The 14542-nt window shown below is 60.3% G+C and carries 15 protein-coding genes; 6 read left to right on the forward strand and 9 right to left on the reverse strand.

Annotated features, from left to right (window positions below):
• Positions 1 to 45 precede the first annotated feature (45 nt).
• Together D3Z90_RS09965 and D3Z90_RS09970 are read right to left on the reverse strand one after the other, a co-directional pair.
• On the reverse strand, positions 46 to 867 hold the full coding sequence (locus D3Z90_RS09965; RefSeq protein WP_136475578.1) for an aldo/keto reductase: 822 nt from the start codon (positions 865 to 867) through the stop codon (positions 46 to 48).
• Entirely contained in the window at positions 855 to 1760 is a 906-nt protein-coding gene (locus tag D3Z90_RS09970; protein ID WP_136475579.1) for a LysR family transcriptional regulator, read from the reverse strand. The genes D3Z90_RS09965 and D3Z90_RS09970 overlap by 13 nt, the downstream gene beginning before the upstream one ends.
• 137 nt (positions 1761 to 1897) lie before the next feature.
• Here D3Z90_RS09970 and D3Z90_RS09975 point away from each other — a divergent pair, with 137 nt between their 5' ends.
• The 3 genes from D3Z90_RS09975 to D3Z90_RS09985 all read left to right on the forward strand — a co-directional run bounded on the left by D3Z90_RS09975 (position 1898) and on the right by D3Z90_RS09985 (position 4863).
• Positions 1898 to 2596, forward strand: coding sequence for a CoA transferase subunit A (locus D3Z90_RS09975; protein ID WP_136475580.1), 699 nt, complete (start codon positions 1898 to 1900; stop codon positions 2594 to 2596).
• Between the two features lie 36 nt (positions 2597 to 2632).
• Positions 2633 to 3289, forward strand: coding sequence for a CoA transferase subunit B (locus tag D3Z90_RS09980; RefSeq protein ID WP_136475581.1), 657 nt, complete (start codon positions 2633 to 2635; stop codon positions 3287 to 3289).
• 143 nt (positions 3290 to 3432) lie between these two features.
• Positions 3433 to 4863: a short-chain fatty acid transporter gene (locus D3Z90_RS09985; RefSeq protein WP_136475582.1), complete on the forward strand. Its 1431-nt coding sequence runs from the start codon at positions 3433 to 3435 to the stop codon at positions 4861 to 4863.
• A 16-nt stretch (positions 4864 to 4879) separates the two neighbouring features.
• Here D3Z90_RS09985 and D3Z90_RS09990 read toward each other — a convergent pair whose 3' ends face one another.
• Positions 4880 to 5317 (reverse strand): carboxymuconolactone decarboxylase family protein, encoded by a 438-nt coding sequence (locus tag D3Z90_RS09990; RefSeq protein ID WP_136475583.1) that lies wholly within the window; start codon positions 5315 to 5317, stop codon positions 4880 to 4882.
• A 102-nt stretch (positions 5318 to 5419) separates the two neighbouring features.
• Positions 5420 to 6850 carry a PLP-dependent aminotransferase family protein gene (locus D3Z90_RS09995; RefSeq protein ID WP_136475584.1) on the reverse strand — a complete coding sequence of 477 codons (1431 nt, stop codon included), beginning with the start codon at positions 6848 to 6850 and terminating at the stop codon, positions 5420 to 5422.
• A gap of 165 nt (positions 6851 to 7015) precedes the next feature.
• Here D3Z90_RS09995 and D3Z90_RS10000 point away from each other — a divergent pair, with 165 nt between their 5' ends.
• Positions 7016 to 7258 carry a DUF2790 domain-containing protein gene (locus D3Z90_RS10000; protein WP_136475585.1) on the forward strand — a complete coding sequence of 81 codons (243 nt, stop codon included), beginning with the start codon at positions 7016 to 7018 and terminating at the stop codon, positions 7256 to 7258.
• On the opposite strand, the gene dkgB is transcribed toward D3Z90_RS10000, so the two are convergent.
• Entirely contained in the window at positions 7255 to 8058 is an 804-nt protein-coding gene (dkgB, locus tag D3Z90_RS10005) for a 2,5-didehydrogluconate reductase DkgB (protein WP_136475586.1), read from the reverse strand. The two genes, D3Z90_RS10000 and dkgB, sit on opposite strands and share 4 nt — an antisense overlap.
• A 158-nt stretch (positions 8059 to 8216) precedes the next feature.
• Here dkgB and D3Z90_RS10010 point away from each other — a divergent pair, with 158 nt between their 5' ends.
• Complete coding sequence (locus tag D3Z90_RS10010) at positions 8217 to 8837, forward strand: TetR/AcrR family transcriptional regulator (RefSeq protein WP_136475587.1); 621 nt, start codon at positions 8217 to 8219, stop codon at positions 8835 to 8837.
• 10 nt (positions 8838 to 8847) lie between these two features.
• On the opposite strand, the gene D3Z90_RS10015 is transcribed toward D3Z90_RS10010, so the two are convergent.
• Entirely contained in the window at positions 8848 to 9222 is a 375-nt protein-coding gene (locus D3Z90_RS10015; RefSeq protein WP_136478908.1) for a DUF2784 domain-containing protein, read from the reverse strand.
• Positions 9223 to 9364: 142 nt separating this feature from the next.
• Between D3Z90_RS10015 and D3Z90_RS10020 the strand changes: the two genes are divergently transcribed.
• Positions 9365 to 9994, forward strand: a complete 630-nt coding sequence (locus D3Z90_RS10020; protein ID WP_136475588.1) for a LysE family translocator — start codon at positions 9365 to 9367, stop codon at positions 9992 to 9994.
• A 54-nt stretch (positions 9995 to 10048) separates the two neighbouring features.
• Here the strand turns inward: D3Z90_RS10020 and preA are convergent, their stop codons facing one another.
• The 3 genes from preA to hydA all read right to left on the reverse strand — a co-directional run bounded on the left by preA (position 10049) and on the right by hydA (position 14235).
• Positions 10049 to 11326 (reverse strand): NAD-dependent dihydropyrimidine dehydrogenase subunit PreA, encoded by a 1278-nt coding sequence (preA, locus tag D3Z90_RS10025; protein WP_178084211.1) that lies wholly within the window; start codon positions 11324 to 11326, stop codon positions 10049 to 10051.
• A complete protein-coding gene (locus D3Z90_RS10030; RefSeq protein WP_168198453.1) occupies positions 11323 to 12690 on the reverse strand; it encodes an NAD(P)-dependent oxidoreductase in 1368 nt (455 codons plus the stop codon). Before D3Z90_RS10030 ends, preA begins: the two co-directional genes overlap by 4 nt.
• A 99-nt stretch (positions 12691 to 12789) precedes the next feature.
• A complete protein-coding gene (gene hydA / locus D3Z90_RS10035; RefSeq protein ID WP_136475590.1) occupies positions 12790 to 14235 on the reverse strand; it encodes a dihydropyrimidinase in 1446 nt (481 codons plus the stop codon).
• Positions 14236 to 14542 lie beyond the last annotated feature (307 nt).

The raw sequence follows: 14542 nt of genomic DNA on the forward strand, positions 1-14542 counted from the left end.
GGCGACTCAGGGTCGCCTCAAGTCAGGGAGATGCGCTTTACTGCTTCAAACCATCGCCAGGTGCTGCTTGCGCGTTGGCGCTGGAAAGGCCCGATCGATGGCACGCAGGTCTTCACTGCTCAGGTTCAGGCTGGCCGCCGCCGCATTCAGGCGTACATGCTCAGGCTCCACTGCCTTGGGAATGGCGATAACGCCCGCCTGGCGCGTAACCCAGGCCAGACTCACCTGTGCTGGCGTAGCACCGTGGCGCTCGGCAATATCGATCAGGGTAGGGTGCTTGAGCAAACGCCCGGCCTGGGCCAAAGGGCAGTAGGCCATGGTCGGCATCTGACGCTTTTGGCTCCAGGGCAGCAAGTCGAACTCGATACCGCGCTGACTGGGGTTGTAGAGCACCTGGTTGACCGCGCAGTCGGAACTGCCCAGCTCGCGCAGGTCGTCAACATCGAAGTTCGACACCCCCCAACGACCAATCTTGCCCGCCTCCCGCAGCCGCTCGAACGCTTCTACGGTTTCTTCCAGCGGGTACTGGCCGCGCCAGTGCAGCAGATAAAGATCGATAAAATCGGTGCCCAGGCGCTTCAGGCTGCGCTCGCAGGCCGCCGGAACGCCGTTGCGGCTGGCGTTATGAGGGTACACCTTGCTGACCACGAACACCTGGTCGCGGCGCCCGGCAATGGCCTGGCCGACGACTTCCTCCGCGCCGCCATCGGCGTACATTTCGGCGCTGTCGATCAGCGTCAGGCCCAGGTCGATACCGTGCTGCAGGGCCGCCACTTCGCGGCCGCGCTGGTGCGGGTCTTCACCCATGTACCAGGTACCTTGGCCGATGATTGGAACGTCTTTGCCGGCAAGCTTCACTGTGCGCATTTCACCTCCTGGGGACGGGTTTGTTCCTGTAGTACATCCAGCAACGCCTGGGCTGCTGCCGAGAGTTTATGGTCGGCGAGCAGGGAGACGCCAATGCGTCGCTCGATGATTGGCTCGACCAGCGGCACACAACGGGCGCCAAGCTCTTGCATCTGGCCGATGCACAAGGCCGGCACTGCGCTCACGCCCAGACCATTGGCAACCATGCGGCCGATGGTCGAAAGCTGATGACTCTCGAAGGCCACCGCCAGCTTGCCATGCTCGGCAGCCAGGTGTTGTTCGAGCAGCAGTCGCACTGCCGACGGTCGTTGTAGGGCAATGAAATCCTCGGCCAGCAGTTCGCGCCAACTCACCTGCGCTTGCTGGGCCAGAGGGGATTCGGTGGGTACCACCGCGACAAAACGGTCCAGGTACAACGGCTTGAACAGCAGGGGTGCGCTAGACTCCGGTTCAATGCCGATGCCCAGTTCGACGCGCCGATGGCGTACCAGTTCCAGCACCTGTTCGTTGATGACGTCATGCACCGTGACATTGACCCGAGGATAACGTTGGCGGAATACCTTCAGCACCGCAGGCAACAAGTTGCCCGCAAACGCCGGCATGGCGGCGATCGATACACGGCCCAATTGCAGGGTGAAACGCTGGCGTAGCAGTTCTTCGGTATTGTCCCAATCGGCGAGTAACTGCCGCGCCAGAGGTAGCAGCACGTCACCCTCCGGCGTCAGGCTGACGCTGCGGGTAGTACGGCTGAACAGGGCGCCGCCGAGGTTGTCTTCCAGGGCCTTGATGGTCAGGCTCAAGGCCGGTTGCGACAGGTGCAGATGCTCGCCGGCCTGGGCAAAGCTCTGGTATTTGGCGACGGTGACAAAGGCGCGCAGCTGCTTGACGTTCATTGCTGTGGTCTATTCTTTTGAAAAATTAATCAAACAAACATAAAAACAAAATTAACAAATAAGTTCGTTGGGGTGAAGATGGGACAAACGCTCGCCGACACCCCCGTCGGTTAAACAACTACAAAAGGCGGATCAGCATGGCCGGACTGGACAAGCGCGTAGCAACCTATGAACAGGCTCTTGAAGGCCTGACCGACAACATGACCGTACTGGCTGGTGGTTTTGGTCTGTGCGGTATCCCGGAAAACCTCATCAACGAAATCAAGCGTCGTGGCGTCAAGGGTCTGACCGTGGTCTCGAACAACTGCGGCGTCGATGGCTTTGGCCTGGGCGTACTGCTTGAAGACCATCAGATTCGCAAGATGGTTGCCTCGTATGTGGGCGAAAACGCCGAATTCGAGCGCCAGCTGCTCAGTGGCGAGCTGGATGTAGAGTTGACGCCGCAAGGCACCCTGGCGGAAAAAATGCGCGCAGGCGGCGCCGGCATTCCGGCGTTCTTCACCGCTACCGGCTACGGCACGCCCGTTGCCGAAGGCAAGGAAGTGCGCGAGTTCAACGGCCGCAAATACATCCTTGAAGAAGCCATTACTGGCGACTTCGCCATCGTCAAAGGCTGGAAGGCCGATCACTACGGCAACGTGGTGTACCGCAATACCGCGCAGAACTTCAACCCGCTGGCCGCTACTGCCGGCAAGATCACCGTGGTCGAGGTCGAGGAGATCGTCGAGCCGGGTGTATTGCTGCCAACTGAAATTCATACCCCGGGTATCTATGTCGACCGGGTGATTGTCGGCACCTTCGAGAAGCGTATCGAAAAACGCACCCTCAAAGCCTGAACCGTCCCCGAACAGAACAACAAAGAGATACTGACCATGGCACTTACCCGCGAACAAATGGCCCAGCGCGTCGCCCGCGAACTCCAGGACGGCTTCTACGTCAACCTTGGCATCGGCATCCCGACCCTGGTGGCCAACTACGTCCCAGCGGACATGGATGTAATGCTGCAATCGGAAAACGGCCTGCTGGGCATGGGCGAATTCCCGACCGAAGCGCAGCTTGATGCCGACATGATCAACGCCGGCAAACAGACCGTGACTGCGCGTGTCGGAGCATCGATTTTCAATTCTGCCGAATCCTTCGCCATGATCCGCGGCGGTCATGTCGACCTCACCGTGCTGGGCGCTTTCGAGGTAGATGTGGAAGGCAACATCGCCTCCTGGATGATCCCCGGCAAGCTGGTCAAGGGCATGGGCGGCGCCATGGACCTGGTGGCCGGTGCCGACAACATCATCGTCACCATGACTCACGCTTCCAAGGACGGCGAGTCCAAGCTGCTACCTCGGTGCAGCTTGCCGCTGACCGGTGCAGGCTGCATCCGCAAGGTACTGACTGACCTTGCCTACCTGGAAATCGAAAACGGCGCGTTCATCCTGCGCGAGACCGCTCCTGGGGTGACGGTTGAAGAAATCATCGAGAAAACCGCCGGCAAGTTGATCGTGCCGGATGATGTGAAAGAGATGACGTTCTGACCTGACGTTTCACTGTTTTTGCAGGCTCTATCGCCGGCAAGGCCGGCTCCGACAGACGAACCACGCATTCCTCTGTCGGAGTCGGCCTTGTCGGCGATAGGGCCCTTCAGTCGTTCTGATAAAACCAACAAAAGGAATACCCTGTGGCCGCTGATATTCAAGACAGCCGCTCTGCGCGCTTTGCCTTGCGCTGTTCAAACTGGGCTGAACGCTGGTTCCCCGATTCCTGGGTGTTCGCCGCCCTGGCAGTGGTACTGGTTTCTGTCGCCGCCCTGGCAATGGGCGCCAAGCCCACCGATACCGCCAAGGCTTTTGGCGACGGTTTCTGGAGCTTGATTCCGTTCACCATGCAAATGGCCTTCGTGGTGATTGGCGGCTATGTGGTGGCCAGCTCGCCACCTGCGGTGAAACTCATCGACCGTCTGGCGCGCATCCCGAAAAACGGCCGCTCGGCAGTGTGCTGGGTGGCGCTGATTTCGATGCTGGCCTCGTTGCTCAACTGGGGCCTGTCGCTGGTGTTTGGTGGCTTGTTGGTGCGGGCATTGGCGCGTCGTGCCGACTTGCGCATGGACTACCGTGCTGCCGGTGCTGCCGCCTACCTGGGTTTAGGGGCGGTGTGGGCGCTGGGGCTTTCCTCTTCGGCAGCGCAGTTGCAGGCCAACCCGGCCAGCCTGCCGCCCTCGATCCTGGCAATCACCGGGGTGATCCCGTTCACCGAAACCATTTTCCTCTGGCAGTCGGGTGTGATGCTGGCGGCGCTGGTGGTGGTTTCACTGGTGGTGGCGTATGCCACGGCGCCAGGGCCGACCAGCGCTCGTAGCGCTGAAGACTGTGGCGTTGATCCAAGTTTTTCGGCGCCACCCACGCCTGAGCGTACCCGCCCGGGTGAATGGTTGGAGTACAGCCCGATTCTGATTCTGCTATTGGTGGCGCTGGCGGCCGGGTGGCTGTACAACGAATTCAGCACCAAGCCTGCGATAACCGCCATCTCCGGGCTGAACACCTACAACCTGTTGTTCATCATGCTGGGTGCCTTGCTGCACTGGCGCCCACGCAGCTTCCTCGATGCAGTGACCCGCGCGGTACCGACCACCACCGGAGTATTGATCCAATTTCCGCTGTATGGCTCGATTGCGGCGATCCTCACCCAAGTTCAGGGCGTTGATGCGCAAACCTTGGCCCACCACATCTCGACCTTCTTCGTGCAAATCGCCTCTCACGACACCTACGCGGTGTTGATGGGCGTGTATTCGGCGGTACTGGGCTTCTTCATTCCGTCCGGTGGCGGCAAATGGATCATCGAAGCGCCGTACGTGATGCTCGTGGCCAACGACTTGCAATACCACCTGGGCTGGGCGGTGCAGATCTACAACGCCGCTGAAGCGCTGCCGAACTTGATCAACCCGTTTTACATGCTGCCGCTGCTCGGCGTACTGGGCCTGAAGGCGCGCGATCTGATCGGCTTCTCGTTCGTGCAGTTGCTGGTGCACGTACCATTGGTACTGTTCCTGTTATGGTTCCTGGGCACGACTTTGCAGTACACACCACCGGTGATGCCGACCCCGGCTGGCTAATCGCAGTCGCTGGCCGTCAGCCTGGAATCATTGCAAAGCCGACGCCGAAGCGGTTCCAGGCGTTGATGGTGGCGATGGCCAAGGTCAGGTTGGCCACTTCGGCTTCGCTGAAGTGTTCGAGCAAGGCATGGTACTGCTGCTCGGGTGCGCGCAGCTCGGGCAGGTGGGTCAGGCTTTCGGTCCAGGCCAGGGCGGCACGTTCGCGCGGGGTGAAGTAAGCGGTTTCTTCCCACACGCTGAGGGTTTGCAGGCGCGCCTCGGTTTCTCCAGCCTTGCGTGCATCATTGGCATGCATGTTGACGCAGTAGGCGCAGCCATTGATCTGCGAGGCACGCAGGCGAATCAGTTCCAGCAGTGAGGTTTCCAGGCCGGACTTGCCCAGGGCCATTTCCAGGCCGACCATGGCTTTGTAGGCTTCAGGTGAATGTTTGGCCCACTCGATACGATTGCTCACTGGTTCTCTCCGTTAAGGTCCGCATCAGGCGGCGATGACGTTACCTTAACCCTGAGGCGGCGCTGCTCGAATAGCCAATCACTGCCAATCTCAGGAGGCCAATCAGCCGATTGCCTGCAGGGTGTCACGCACCCGGTCCAGTGCCGGGTCGATGTCCAGCAGTTCAATGGCACCGAAACCCAACAGCAGGCCCGGACGCACCGGCGCCTGAACATGAAAGGGCGCCAATGAGTACAGGCCAACGTCGACCTTGCGCGCCATATTGATCAAAAAGTCCACGTCCAGGTCATGCTTGGCCAGGGCGCTTAAATGATAGCCAGCGGTGGCCGGTATCACCTCGAACCAAGGTGCCAGATCGCCGTGCAGGCGATGCAGGATTCGCTGGCGGCGGGCGGTATACACCTCATGTACGCGGCGGATGTGTTTGAGCAGCGAGCCTTCGTTGATAAAACTGGCCAGGGCCCACTGGCTTAAGGTCGGGGTGTGCCAGTCGGTCAATTGCTTGGCGGTGCAGATGGCTTCGCGCAGGGCCTGCGGAACGATGGTGTAGCCCAGGCGCAGCTCGGGCAACAAGGTTTTCGAGAAGGTCCCGACGTACGCCACCAAACCGTGCCGGTCCATGCTCTGCAGGGCGTCAGTGGGGCGCCCCTCGTAGCGGAACTCACTGTCGTAGTCGTCCTCGATAATGATTGCGCCCAGTGCCGCCGCGCGCTCCAGCAAGGCTTGGCGACGTGCCAGGCTCATGGGCATACCCAATGGAAACTGATGCGAGGGTGTGACATAAATCAGCCGCGTGCCTTCTTCGATGTGCTCGACGCACAGACCTTGTTCGTCTACTGGCACATACTGCAGTCGCGCGCCCTGGGATAGGAACAACTGGCGTGCCGGGGTGTAGCCGGGATCTTCCATGGCCACCTTGCAACCCGGTTCGATGAGTATCCGAGCAATCAGATCCAGCGCTTGCTGGGCGCCGTTGCAAACCAACACATCGGCGCTGTCGCAACGCACACCGCGCGCAAAGGCGATGTGTCGGGCGATGGCTTCACGCAGTTCCGGCAAGCCTTGATGGGCGGCATAGCGCGCACTGCCGCGGCGTATCTGGCGTAGCGCGTACTGGTTGCAGCGGCGCCAGTCATCGAATGGAAACTGCGCCTTGCTCGACGCCCCACCGATGAAGTCGTAACGCGAAGCGCTGGGCGCAAGGTCTGCCAGCAGGTGGGCGCGTGAGCGCCATTTTTCCAACGTTGCGGCGCTGGCCAGGGGCAGGGCTGCGGGCGCTGGGGGTAAACGCGGTGCGCTGGGGGTAATGAAAGTGCCCTTGCCAACCTTGCCGCTGAGCAGGTTGTCATAGGTAAGGCGCGAATAGGCGTCGGCCACGGTCTTGCGCGACACCCCCAATTGCTCGGCAAGCAGCCGCGTCGGCGGTAACTGCGTGCCTGCCGCCAGGCGCCCACTGTCGATACCTTCGCGCAGTTGCTGGTAGAGCTGCTCGGCCAAGCCTTTGCTGCCGTGCAGGCTGATATGGAGTTCCATGGTGGGGGCAGTTTCGCAGGCAATTGTCAGGCGTGCAGATTAGCCGATCTGCCCAGCCTTTGCCGTTGATCCCCTGGCGCGACGTTTGGGCGTGGGCGCGCCACACTTTAAAGGTCGGGGTTCTCCGACGTGTCGGCGAACCTCTTGTCCTACAGGAGCGTCGCCATGTACCTGCGAACTCTGTTGTGCCTTGCCCTGGTGCTTACTGCCAGCGCCCAGGCTACTGAATCAACTGCTGTCTACCAGTACGGGATGCCACTGGATATCGCCCGAGTAGTGAGCATGAGCGAGCCGGTCTCCGAGCTCTGCGATGTGGTGCAGGCCAGCATGGTCTATCTCGACTCCGCCGGCCAGCAACACACCTTGCGCTACCTGAAGCTGGCGCAGGCCTGTAGCGATCACGATTAGTCCCAGGCAGGCGCCAGACTTTCAGGATTGGTCAGGCGCAGGCCGCTGTCGAGGGCGGCGATTTGCGCCATTTCATCGCTGCTGAGCTTAAGCTCGGCCGCCTTGAGATTGCTCGCCAAGTTCTCGCGACGGGTCGAGGACGGGATTACCGCATAGCCCAACTGCATGGCCCAGGCCAGGGTGACTTGCGCCGGGGTGGCTTGGTGTTGGCTGGCAATAGCCTGGATGACCGGGTCTTGCAGGACTTTGCCATAGCCCAGGGTCATGTACGAGGTCACAGCGATGCCCTGGCTTGCCATGAACTCGACCAGTTTGCGGTTTTGCAGATAAGGGTGCAGTTCAATCTGGTTGGTGGCGATGGCGTCTTTACCGACCACCTCAATGGCTTGGCGCAGTAGGTCGATGGTGAAGTTGGAAACGCCGATCTGGCGGGTCAGGCCCTGGGCTTTGGCCTCGGCCAACGCGCTCATGAACTCACTGACCGCCACGGCGCCCTTGGGGGAAGGCCAGTGAATCAGGGTCAGGTCCAGATAATCGGTCTTGAGCTTCTGTAGGCTTTCCTTAAGGCTCGGAATCAGCTTGTCGGCGCTGAGGTTGTCGATCCAGATCTTACTGGTCAGGAACAGTTGTTCACGCGCTACGCCGCTGGCAGCGATGGCGGTGCCGACTTCAGCTTCGTTGCCGTAGATCTGGGCAGTGTCGATCGCTCGATAGCCGAGCTCCAGCGCCTGGGTGACCGAGTCGATAACGACCTGGTCCTTGAGACGGAACGTACCGAGGCCAAGAAGAGGAATGGACATGAAAGGGCTCCTGGGGAGGGCTGGTGATAAGAGGTGTGCAGTATTGCGACTGCCGACCACGAGAAAAATCCCTGCGTCGACACAACTTTTTTGCCGGTGACGCACGAATCTGCAGTACTGATGTTAGCCTTGCAGTGTCAGTCGCAATGGATCTGGTCATGACCCGGCACAAGCTCAGCATTCGCCAACGCAATGTCGACAACATCCTTCTGGCAGCCGAGCAGGTCTTTGCCGAAAAAGGCTTCGCAGGCACCGCCATGGCCGATATCGCCGAAGCGGCGCAGTTGCCGCGCAGCAATGTGCACTATTACTTCAGCACCAAGGCCGAGTTGTATCAGGCCGTGCTGTTCGGCCTGCTGGAAGTGTGGAAGCAGGATGCACTGTGCTTCGAACTCTATGACGACCCACGCATCGTGCTCAGCAGCTACATTCGCGCAAAAATGAACCATTCGCGCACCCGTCCTTTTGGCTCCAAGGTCTGGGCCAACGAAATCATCCACGGCGCGCCCAACCTGGGCGCGGCGCTGGACGATCCGCTGTATGACTGGGCGAAGATGAAAGAGGCGAAGATTCGTCAGTGGATCGACGACGGTCGCATCATCGCGGTGGAGCCGTCGGGGCTGTTGTACATGATCTGGGCTTCGACCCAGCACTATGCCGACTTCAGTCACCAGGTTGGTTTGCTCAATGACCACCAGCCACTGACTGAACTGCAGTTCGAGCGGGCGGTGCAGACGGTCACCAGCGTTATTTTGCGCGGCATCGGGCTGGAACCGTAAGTCGCAGTGGCTACGTCAGTTGGCGGCGTGGCCAGCGACGAATGACCAGCACGTAGACCACGGCATTGACCAGCACCACCACCGAGCCCAGCAAGACCTGAATGCCGGGCGTTAGCCCGGCGGGGTAAATGACCGGCAGGATATAATGCTCGACGAACCCGCCTTCATAGCCAGCCTGGCCAGCGGCCTGACGCAGATGGTTTTCCCAGTCGGTCAGCGGGCAGTACAGGTGCAAAAACTCCACGGCGATGCCCCAGCACACGGCGGGTAAGTGCCACCACAGCACACCGCGCCATTTGAGCGCCAGCAAGCCGCCGAACAGCACGAACAAAATGAACGACAGGTGAAACAGCACCAGACCATCGGCGCTCAGGCGGTACAGCATGACAATCACTTCCTTGGGTTGATTTTCCTTGTTCACCCCATGATAAAGGCAAAGTGTCGAAGTCTGGTGCGGGCCGATAACAGGTATTGTCCTGACCGCATCGAACAGGCATTCTGGCGTTTTTCTGCCTGCGAAAACCGCCATGGACGCTTCCACACTGTTGCTCTACGTCGTTGCCGCCAGTGCGGTGATGATTACCCCGGGTCCGGCCATGCTCCTGGCGCTCAATAATGGTGCCAGCCATGGCATGCGCGTGGCTGGCTTCGGCATGGCCGGGGCAATGCTTTCCGACTTGATCCTGATCGCTGCCGTTGGCTGCGGCCTCGGGGCGCTGCTGCAAACATCGGAACAGTTGTTCAGCCTGGTCAAATGGGTCGGCGCCGTGTACTTGCTGTACTTGGCCTGGGTGCTATGGCGTGCGCCAAGCAATGCGCTTGAGCGTGTGCCAATGAATGCCGGCGCCACTGGCCGTTCGGCGTTCCTGCGGGCGCTGTTCGTTGGTTTGTCCAATCCCAAGGGGCTGTTGTTCTTTTCCGCTTTCCTGCCGCAGTTCATCCGCCCGGATCAGCCGGTAGCCGAGCAATACCTGGTGCTGGCGATCACCAGTGCAGCCCTGGACGGTGTGATGATGGCGGTCTATGCCTATGGCGGCCGACACGCCATGCGGCGCTTTTCGGCCCGCACCATGCAGTGGATCAACCGCAGTTGCGCCGGAATGCTGGCGGCATTGGCGGTAGGCTTGAGCCTGTATCGGCGCAGTGACATGCATTGAGTTCAAACAACAAGGGAGGATCACTGATCCTCCCTTGTTGTTCATGCCCCCGCCTCAGGAGGCTTCGCGGTAAGGGTTGCGCGGGTCATGTTGCCAGTCGAGGAACGGCTTGCCGGTGTCCTGCGCCACCATCTGGATACAGTCCTGGACCGGGCAGGTGATCTGGCACAGGTTGCAGCCCACGCATTCGGCGTCGATCACCTCGTAGCGATGACTGCCATCGGCTTGGCGCAGGCTGGCGATAGCTTGGTGCGACGTATCCTCACAAGCGATGTGACAGCGGCCGCAGCCAATGCAGGCATCCTGATCGATCTTGGCGATGACCTGATAGTTGATATCCAGGAACTTCCAGTCGGTGGTGTGACCAACGGCACGACCGCTGAATTCTTGCAGGCTGCGATAGCCTTGACTGTCCATCCAGCGCGAGAGGCCGTCTTTCATGTCTTCGACGATGCGAAAGCCGTGCAGCATCGCTGCCGTGCAGACTTGTACGGCGCCGCATCCCAGGGCGATGAACTCGGCCGCATCGCGCCAACTGCCAATTCCGCCGATGCCACAGATCGGCAGGCCGCGCGTCGCTGGATCACGGGCAATCTCGGCGACCATGTTCAGGGCAATCGGTTTGACCGCCGAGCCGCAGTAGCCGCCGTGGGTGCTCATGTCACCGACAATGGGCAGGGCGACCATGCGTTCGAGGTCGACACTGGTGATCGAATTGATGGTGTTGATCAGCGACACTGCGTCGGCGCCGCCACGATGGGCTGCGCGGGCAGACTGACGGATGTCGGTGATGTTGGGCGTAAGTTTGACGATCACCGGCAGCGAACAGTGCATCTTGCACCAACGGGTGACTTGCTCGACATATTCAGGCACTTGCCCAACTGCCGCCCCCATGCCACGTTCAGGCATGCCGTGCGGGCAGCCGAAGTTCAGTTCGATGCCGTCGGCGCCGGTGGCTTCCACCAGCGGCAGAATGGCTTTCCACGACGCTTCCTCGCAAGGCACCATCAACGACACGATCAGTGCCCGGTCAGGCCAGTCCTTTTTGACCTGGGTGATTTCCCGCAGGTTGATCTCCAGCGAGCGGTCGGTGATCAGCTCGATGTTGTTGATGCCCATGACCTCGCGGTTGACCCCATAGTGGGCCGAGTAACGCGACGACACGTTGACCGCCGCCGGGTCTTCACCCAGGGTTTTCCAGACCACGCCGCCCCAGCCGGCCTGGTAGGCACGGACCACGTTGTAGGCTTTGTCGGTAGGCGGTGCGGAGGCCAGCCAGAACGGGTTGGGCGCCTTGATGCCGGCAAATTCGATCGATAGGTCAGCCATTATGCAGCCTCCACATTGAGCATCAGTTGCGCATGGATGGCCTCGGCGGCAACCTTGCCGTGCTGCACCGCCTGGACGGTAAGGTCCTGGCCCAGGTGGGTACAGTCGCCCCCGGCGTAAACACCGGGAAGGTTGGTACGCATGTGCTCATCGACGCGTATGCGTTCGCCATCACGGGCCAACGCCTGGGCGCTGCTGTCGCTCAAGGCGTGGTCGTCGAACGTCTGGCCGATGGCTTTGAAAATGGCAGCGGCAGCCAATTCGAAGGTTTCCCCTGTAGTGTGCAGGCGACCCTCGCTCAAGCGGGTGCGGGCGAAGCGCATGCCACGCACTCGACCCTGATCGTCGAGCAGCACCTGCTCGGGTTGCGCCCAGGTCAGCAGGCGTACCTGGTTCTCCTTGGCAATATGTTGCTCATGCTCCGTGGCACCCATGTCCTCAAAGCCGCGGCGGTAAACCAGGTTGACGTCACGGGCACCAAGGCGGGCCATTTGTACTGCCATGTCGATGGCGGTGTTGCCGGCGCCAAGGACGATGCAGCGGTCAGCGACGGGCAGAGTGCTCAGGTCGTCGGTCTGGCGCAGTTCCCGGATGTAGTCGGTAGCGGCCAGCACGCCGGGTGCACTTTCATCGGCCAGGCCCAATTGGCGACTGGCGGCCAGACCCAGGCCGAGGAATACCGCATCGAACTGTTGCTGCAACTCGCCCAGGCTGAGGTTTTCGCCCAGCACTTGGCCATGACGAATCTCGATGCCGCCGATCTGCAGAACAAAATCCACCTCGCGCTGGGCGAAGTCATCGACCACTTTGTATTTGGCAATCCCGTACTCATTCAGGCCGCCGGCCTTGGGCCGTGCTTCGAATATCACCACGTCATGGCCGTGCCAGGCCAGGCGGTGTGCGCAAGACAAACCGGCAGGCCCGGCGCCGACCACGGCGATGCGCTTGCCACTGCTGGCAGCGCGCTGAAAGGGATGCTCTTTGAACTCGGCATTGTCCAGTGCATAGCGTTGCAGCAGGCCGATCAATACGGGGGCGCATTCCTGGTGATGATTACGCACGCAGGCTTGCTGGCAGAGGATTTCGGTCGGGCAGACCCGGGCGCAACTGCCGCCGAGGATATTGGCCGAGAGAATCTTTTCTGCTGCGCCCTGGACGTTTTCCTGGTGAATGTTGCGGATGAACGAGGGAATGTCGATGTCGCTTGGGCACGCATTGACGCAAGGGGCGTCGTAGCAGTACAGGCAGCGGGAAGCCTCGACTGCGGCCTGGCGGGCATTCAGCGCAGGCGCCAGGTCACTGAAGTGCTCGGCCAGGCTGGCGTTGTCGGTAGACGGTCGGGGGAGGTGGTTGAGGGACTCGATCACGGTGGTTTCCTCTTTTTTTTTATTTTTGCGTGCGCCGATTACAGTGGGAGCGAATGCATCCGCGTCCAACAGCCCTCGGCGTTCAGGGAACTCAGTACTTCAGCGCTTGACCGCAATCGGTCGCTGATGCTCGGCACGCTTGCTCAGCAAGTCGAATACCGCCGGATACGCCGGCCGTTCGATGTAGCGCCCAGCGCCTCGCTCGGCACGTAGGTCACCGTTGGCCCAGACCAGCTTGCCCTGACTGATGGTGTGGCTGGGGATGCCGCGAACAGTCTTGCCTTCAAAAATATTGAAGTCGACCTGTTGATGATGGGTCGCTGCCGAGATGGTTCGAGTGCCTTGCGGGTCCCAGAGCACCAGGTCGGCATCGGCGCCTACGCGCAGGGCGCCCTTGCGCGGGAACAGGTTGAATATTTTCGCCGTGTTGGTGGAGGTCAGGGCGACGAAGTCCTGCATCGACAATCGGCCACTGTTCACACCTTCGTCCCATAGCACCGCCATTCGATCCTCGATACCGGCGGTACCATTGGGGATGCGACTGAAATCGTCGCGGCCAGCGGCTTTCTGCTCGGCGCAAAAGCAGCAGTGGTCGGTAGCAGTGGTGTGCAGATTGCCTGACTGCAGGCCACCCCACAGCGCTTGCTGATGGCCTTCCTTGCGCGGGCGGAAGGGCGGGCTCATTACGTAACCCGCCGCGGTCTGCCAGTCCGGATGCTGGTAAACGCTGTCGTCGAGCAGCAAGTGCCCGGCCAACACTTCGCCGTAGACCTGCTGACCTTTGGCCCGGGCATAGCTGATCTCATCCAGTGCCTCACGGGTCGACACGTGTACCAGGTAGACCGGAGTACCCAGGGTTTCGGCAATGCGAATGGCGCGGCTGGCCGCCTCGCCCTCGACTTGCGAGGGGCGCGACAATGGGTGGGCTTCGGGGCCGGTGATGCCTTGGGCAAGCAGTTTGCGTTGCAGGTGATAGACCAGCTCACCGTTCTCGGCATGCACAGTCGGCACGGCGCCCAGTTCCAGGCAACGTTCGAAGCTGGCAACCAGGGTGTCGTCGGCCGCCATGATTGCATTTTTGTAGGCCATGAAGTGCTTGAAGCTGTTGACCCCGTGCTGGCTGACCAACTCGCCCATTTCCTCGCGCACTGCGTCACTCCACCAAGTGATGGCCACGTGAAAGCCATAGTCTGAAGCAGATTTCTCTGCCCAGCCGCGCCACTGATGAAAGGCTTCGAGCAATGATTGCTGTGGGTTGGGAATGACGAAGTCGATGATCGAGGTAGTACCCCCGGCAAGGCCTGCAGCGGTACCGCTGTAGAAATCCTCGCTGGCCACCGTGCCCATGAAAGGCAACTGCATGTGAGTGTGCGGATCGATGCCGCCAGGCATCAGGTACTGGCCGCTACCGTCAAGAATCTCGCAGCCGTTGGGGATATCGAGGTCGGTGCCGATGGCCTTGATCACACCGTCGGCACACAGCACGTCGGCACGATAACTTTCCTCATGGGTGATCAGGGTGGCGCCACGAATCATAAGCGTCATCAGATGCTCCTCGCAGGCTTGACCGGTTGATACCGGCTCTAGGTTTTGTACTCATAGCAGCGTAGGTCAAAACCTGTCACTGCTGTCAGGAAATGAATCTAGTAGCGGTTTCAGGATTGGGCAAATATTTAATTTATAAGCCTATATTCGCCATAACTGATTGATATTTATGGATTTGTTTTGATTTTCGATGCCTCAACAAAACGACCAGTGGTCCTGTCGTTCTTGACAGGTTGTGGAAATGGTCAAGATTTCTCATGGGCACCCGTGATTGCCCCTATGCCAGTGCAAGTACCTCCAAAAACAC

This window comes from Pseudomonas sp. DG56-2, from assembly GCF_004803755.1.
In the GTDB taxonomy this organism is placed as follows: domain Bacteria; phylum Pseudomonadota; class Gammaproteobacteria; order Pseudomonadales; family Pseudomonadaceae; genus Aquipseudomonas; species Aquipseudomonas auratipiscis.

Bases quoted from the DNA above. Each gene is read 5' to 3' on its own strand.
- D3Z90_RS09975 (WP_136475580.1), top strand. From the start codon at position 1,898: ATGGCCGGACTGGACAAGCGCGTAGCAACCTATGAACAGGCTCTTGAA.
- D3Z90_RS09965 (WP_136475578.1), bottom strand. From the start codon at position 867: ATGCGCACAGTGAAGCTTGCCGGCAAAGACGTTCCAATCATCGGCCAA.
- dkgB (WP_136475586.1), bottom strand. From the start codon at position 8,058: ATGTCCATTCCTCTTCTTGGCCTCGGTACGTTCCGTCTCAAGGACCAG.
- D3Z90_RS10015 (WP_136478908.1), bottom strand. From the start codon at position 9,222: ATGCTGTACCGCCTGAGCGCCGATGGTCTGGTGCTGTTTCACCTGTCG.
- hydA (WP_136475590.1), bottom strand. From the start codon at position 14,235: ATGACGCTTATGATTCGTGGCGCCACCCTGATCACCCATGAGGAAAGT.
- D3Z90_RS09980 (WP_136475581.1), top strand. From the start codon at position 2,633: ATGGCACTTACCCGCGAACAAATGGCCCAGCGCGTCGCCCGCGAACTC.
- D3Z90_RS09995 (WP_136475584.1), bottom strand. From the start codon at position 6,850: ATGGAACTCCATATCAGCCTGCACGGCAGCAAAGGCTTGGCCGAGCAG.
- D3Z90_RS10020 (WP_136475588.1), top strand. From the start codon at position 9,365: ATGGACGCTTCCACACTGTTGCTCTACGTCGTTGCCGCCAGTGCGGTG.
- D3Z90_RS10010 (WP_136475587.1), top strand. From the start codon at position 8,217: ATGACCCGGCACAAGCTCAGCATTCGCCAACGCAATGTCGACAACATC.
- D3Z90_RS10000 (WP_136475585.1), top strand. From the start codon at position 7,016: ATGTACCTGCGAACTCTGTTGTGCCTTGCCCTGGTGCTTACTGCCAGC.
- D3Z90_RS09970 (WP_136475579.1), bottom strand. From the start codon at position 1,760: ATGAACGTCAAGCAGCTGCGCGCCTTTGTCACCGTCGCCAAATACCAG.